Genomic DNA, 4052 nt, shown 5'->3' with positions numbered 1-4052 from the left:
ATAATATATAGTGTATTAATTAATAAGGAGCCTTTATGTTAAATGGTGATTTAAATAAAATGAAGGAAATCATAATTACCAAAGCAGAGGATGTTAAAGGTACCAAGGAAGATGAAATTATTTATTTAATAGGTAATAAAGAAGGCGAAGGTAAAAATACGCTATATAAGAATATGGAGATATTAGTTGCAGATGGAAGTACAGGTAAGATTACTACAATTTCATTAAGTAATAATGAAGGGTATAACCCTAAGCTTAGTATTGGAAGTTATAAAATAAAAGAAAATAAAGAAATATTATTTATAGTGGAAAATTCTATTGGAAATGGAGAATTGGCAGCTGAAATTTTTGACTTTGATGGAGATAATGTAGTTAAAATATTCAGTACAGAATATTTTAACAATTCCAATATATTTGAAGTTAATTATAATGATGACTATACTGTTAATGTAATAGATAATAGAAGAAATTTATTATATAAAATAAATTTAGAATTTAAAGGCAAGAAGTATTTAGATGAAATATATAATGAAAAAGGTAAATTGAAAGAAACAACTAAGGGAAGAGTCCCTCCTATAGAAAACATATTATTAGTAAAAGATATCTTAACAGATATTATAGATATTATATTAATACAAAAGATAGTAGGTATAAATAATTCAGATATAATAGGGAATGTAAATACTTTAATAAAGTTCAATGGTAGCACCTTTGAGGAAAGAGATACAGAAATATCAATACATGGAGAAAAAGTTAGTGGAAGCGTAGATAGAGAATATGATTATTATAATTATGATTTTACAAGATTAGATTTTATAGAATCAGAGTGTGTATCAAACTTAAGAATTGAAAGGGCGATAGAAAAAGAATTCTCATTAAATCCTAATAAAGATAAGGTTAAGTATTTATATAATAAAATTAGTTTATCTAAGAATAAGGAGAATATATTAGTTTATCTAGAAGGACCAAGGTTTTGCAGTAGTAATGGTTGCACTTTAGTTATTTTAGAAGCTAAAGGTAATGAGTACAATATTGTTTCTAAAATAGAGAATATTATAAATCCAATAATAATTTCTGATAATAAGTCAAATGGCTATAAGGATATAATAGTACGGATATTGAATAATAGCAAAGAAGAATTAAGAGTTCTAAAATACAATGGTAATTCTTATCCTAAGAATCCAATTAAGGAAGAAAAGCTTAAAAGAGGTAGTAGGATTAGTGGAATTGCAGTTATTTCAGATGATTTGTTTTATAGAAGAGGAATAGAATATAAGTAATACAGAGGATTTCTACTTAAGAGGATACTTATATGTTAAAGGTAGAAAATAAAGCTATAGAGACTTTTTAGAAGCCCTATAGCTTTATTTAATATTATGATTTACTTTATATCATATAGTCTTTCTGCAGATAAATCACCACAGTGAGGGCAAGTAGTGTCTAAAGGACCATCACCAGCACATTCTTCACAATAGATATCATAGCAGTGAGTACATTTATAAACTATATCTCCCTTTGTAGTATTACCACAGTTTGGACATTTACTTTCGTCGTACATTATTTTATTCTCCTTACTATAGCTTACTAGTATCTTCTAGATTAACTTTAAAAGCTTCTCCCTCGTTCATTAAGATATGTCCAGATGAATAAGTATTACCTTCAATTGTGATTATTACATTATTTACATCATAATAATCTCCAAAAGTATTGCAAATTGCTGTTAAAGTTTTAGATTCAGCTCCAGAACCTAAATTTTGAGCACTTATAAAGTTAGCAGAAAAATCTAAGCTAATAGTATCATTTTCTTTATCTAACTTAGCAGATTTTAAGGTTACTTCATCTGCAATAGAAGGTGATATATCACTATTAGGAGACTCTTTAAGAGCATTAACTAAAGCAGTTCCAACAGCCTTACCTTCAATAGATATAGTTTTATTTATGTAAACTATCTTGTCCGTAATAACGTCATAATAATAAAGTTTTACATCTTCTTCTTTAACTTCATCTTTATTATCTGCATTATCTATATCCTCATTATTTTTTTCATCATTGGTAGTAGTATTATTATTAGACTCTTCTTCGATAGTAGGCTTATTTGATAAATTTTCTTCTTTATTACTATCAGTACAAGCCATTAATAAGAAAGGTAAAGATAATGAAAGGATTGTTGCTAATACCTTTTTCTTCATAGTTAAGACCTCCATTTCAATATAAAAAATATGTTCACTTATAAATTATATCATAATTAGAAAACTGATACAATTTATTAGCTTTTATATATTAAACTAGTATTTGAAAAAATAATGTAAATAGCATATAATATAAAACATCGGCTTAAAGGAGAACAATAAGCTAGGACATATAGTAAAAGGAGTTTATAGAAGTAATGCAAAAAACAATTGAACTAGCGAGTAATCAAAGATATCTAGAGATAGTAAGTATTATAAAAGAAGTGTGTGAAGATAATTTAAATAAAGATTATTTGTTTCTTGCAGAAAACTTATGTAAAGAATTATTTAAAGCACAAATTGATGCTTTAAATAAGGGAAAAGCAAATTCATGGGCTTGTGGTATTGTACATGCTATTGGATTACAAAATGATTTATTTAATAATAAATCTAATGTAAGAATTAAAGCTCAAGATTTTTATAAATTATTTAATGTAAGTAGCAGTACAGGGTTATCAAAATCAAAGGAAGTAAGAAGCCATGTAGATATGGAAGAGGACAAATGGTTACTAAGCAATATTAATGAAAATATTGATAAAAGTACTAGTGAAGAAGCTATGGACAACAACGAAGTTATAGATGAAGTAGCAATAGAAACTATAGATAATAAAGAAGTTAATGAAGTAAAAGAAGAAAATAATTTAGTTGTTGAAGTAGATGAAGATCTAAAAGAAGCTAATAAAATTGTTAAAAGAGCCCTAAAAGAAAAGAATTATAACAAAAAGGTAAAGATAGCAAAAGAAGCTTTAAGAAAAAGTGATAAATGTTCAGAAGCCTATATAATATTATCTAATGATAAAACATTAAAGAATGAAGAAAAAATTAATTTACTAAATAAGGCTGCAAGATTTACAGAAGAAGTTATAGGTAAGGATAATATATCTAAATTAAAAAGCAAAGATTTAAACTTAGATATAGTTAAGGCTTATATTAAGGTTAAATATGAAATTGCTAAATTATTATGGAGTAACAATGAAAGAAATAAAGCAATTACCGAACTAAAATTAATATTAAAAATAGATGAAAAAGATGAATTGGTAGTAAGAGGCACTCTTTTAACATGGTTAATTATTGAAGATAAAGATGAAGAGGCATTAGATCTAATATCAAAATATTCTTCTGATAGTTTAATAGATATTAGATTCTCAAAAGTATTACTTTTATTTAAGTCTAATAATTTACAAGATGCTGAAAGAGCATTAAGAATAGCAAATGCTTATAATGAGAATGTTATTAAATATATAATTAAGTTAAATAGATTACCTAAAGATATAAGTGATATTAAGGGAAATAGCAAAGAGGAAGTTGCAATTAGGTATTACGAAAAGTCAAAAGAAGCTTGGGATAATATAAATGGATTAGTGAGCTTTATTAGAGATTCTAGAAGTAGACTGTAATAAAAAGCTAATTGTACAACTATTTTAAATTGAGGCTGTCCTAAGGACAGCTCAATTTAAAATTAAGAATTAATAATTATTAGGAATTACTAAAGAGAACTAAATTAAAAAACTCCATAGGGAGTTTTTTATTAATTTATCATTGTGTGATAGCACCTTTAATTAATGTAGTAGGTTAATAAGTTTTTTAATAATTTATTGTATCCATAGCAGTATGAAGCATAAGATGGTAAATTATTATTGTCTTGTAGAAACTCTAAGTTATTACTATTATTAAAGAATAGATTATATAATTCTTTATAATAAGGGTTTGAAAATTTAAGGCTTGGAATATTAAAATTTACTATATCAAATGAGTTATCATATATTTTTTTATAAATTAAATAATAAAGAATAGAAATAGAAGTTTTTTCTTCTTGCCTATAAT

Annotated in this window: 5 protein-coding genes; 2 read left to right on the top strand and 3 right to left on the bottom strand. The window is 25.4% G+C overall.

Annotated features, from left to right (window positions below; translation table 11 throughout):
* Positions 1-35 precede the first annotated feature (35 nt).
* The gene (locus tag E6248_RS14060; protein ID WP_316341414.1) at positions 36-1280 is read left to right on the top strand and encodes a hypothetical protein; all 1245 of its coding nucleotides are present in this window, start codon (positions 36-38) and stop codon (positions 1278-1280) included.
* A 101-nt stretch (positions 1281-1381) separates the two neighbouring features.
* Here the strand turns inward: E6248_RS14060 and E6248_RS14055 are convergent, their stop codons facing one another.
* Together E6248_RS14055 and E6248_RS14050 are read right to left on the bottom strand one after the other, a co-directional pair.
* Positions 1382-1558: a hypothetical protein gene (locus E6248_RS14055; protein ID WP_316341413.1), complete on the bottom strand. Its 177-nt coding sequence runs from the start codon at positions 1556-1558 to the stop codon at positions 1382-1384.
* A 16-nt stretch (positions 1559-1574) separates the two neighbouring features.
* Entirely contained in the window at positions 1575-2189 is a 615-nt protein-coding gene (locus E6248_RS14050; protein WP_316341412.1) for a GerMN domain-containing protein, read from the bottom strand.
* Positions 2190-2386: 197 nt separating this feature from the next.
* Here E6248_RS14050 and E6248_RS14045 point away from each other — a divergent pair, with 197 nt between their 5' ends.
* The gene (locus E6248_RS14045) at positions 2387-3625 is read left to right on the top strand and encodes a DUF6398 domain-containing protein (protein WP_316341411.1); all 1239 of its coding nucleotides are present in this window, start codon (positions 2387-2389) and stop codon (positions 3623-3625) included.
* A gap of 158 nt (positions 3626-3783) precedes the next feature.
* Here E6248_RS14045 and E6248_RS14040 read toward each other — a convergent pair.
* Positions 3784-4052: hypothetical protein (locus tag E6248_RS14040; protein WP_316341410.1), on the bottom strand; the 269-nt coding region annotated here is incomplete at its 5' end.

The organism is Clostridium sp. (assembly GCF_032552055.1).
Classification (GTDB): Bacteria; Bacillota; Clostridia; order Clostridiales; family Clostridiaceae; genus Clostridium.
This window is presented reverse-complemented; position numbering and strand designations above follow the sequence as displayed.

Coding starts and splice junctions, on each gene's coding strand:
- E6248_RS14060 (WP_316341414.1), top strand. CDS start 36: ATGTTAAATGGTGATTTAAATAAAATGAAGGAAATCATAATTACCAAA.
- E6248_RS14055 (WP_316341413.1), bottom strand. CDS start 1,558: ATGTACGACGAAAGTAAATGTCCAAACTGTGGTAATACTACAAAGGGA.
- E6248_RS14050 (WP_316341412.1), bottom strand. CDS start 2,189: ATGAAGAAAAAGGTATTAGCAACAATCCTTTCATTATCTTTACCTTTC.
- E6248_RS14045 (WP_316341411.1), top strand. CDS start 2,387: ATGCAAAAAACAATTGAACTAGCGAGTAATCAAAGATATCTAGAGATA.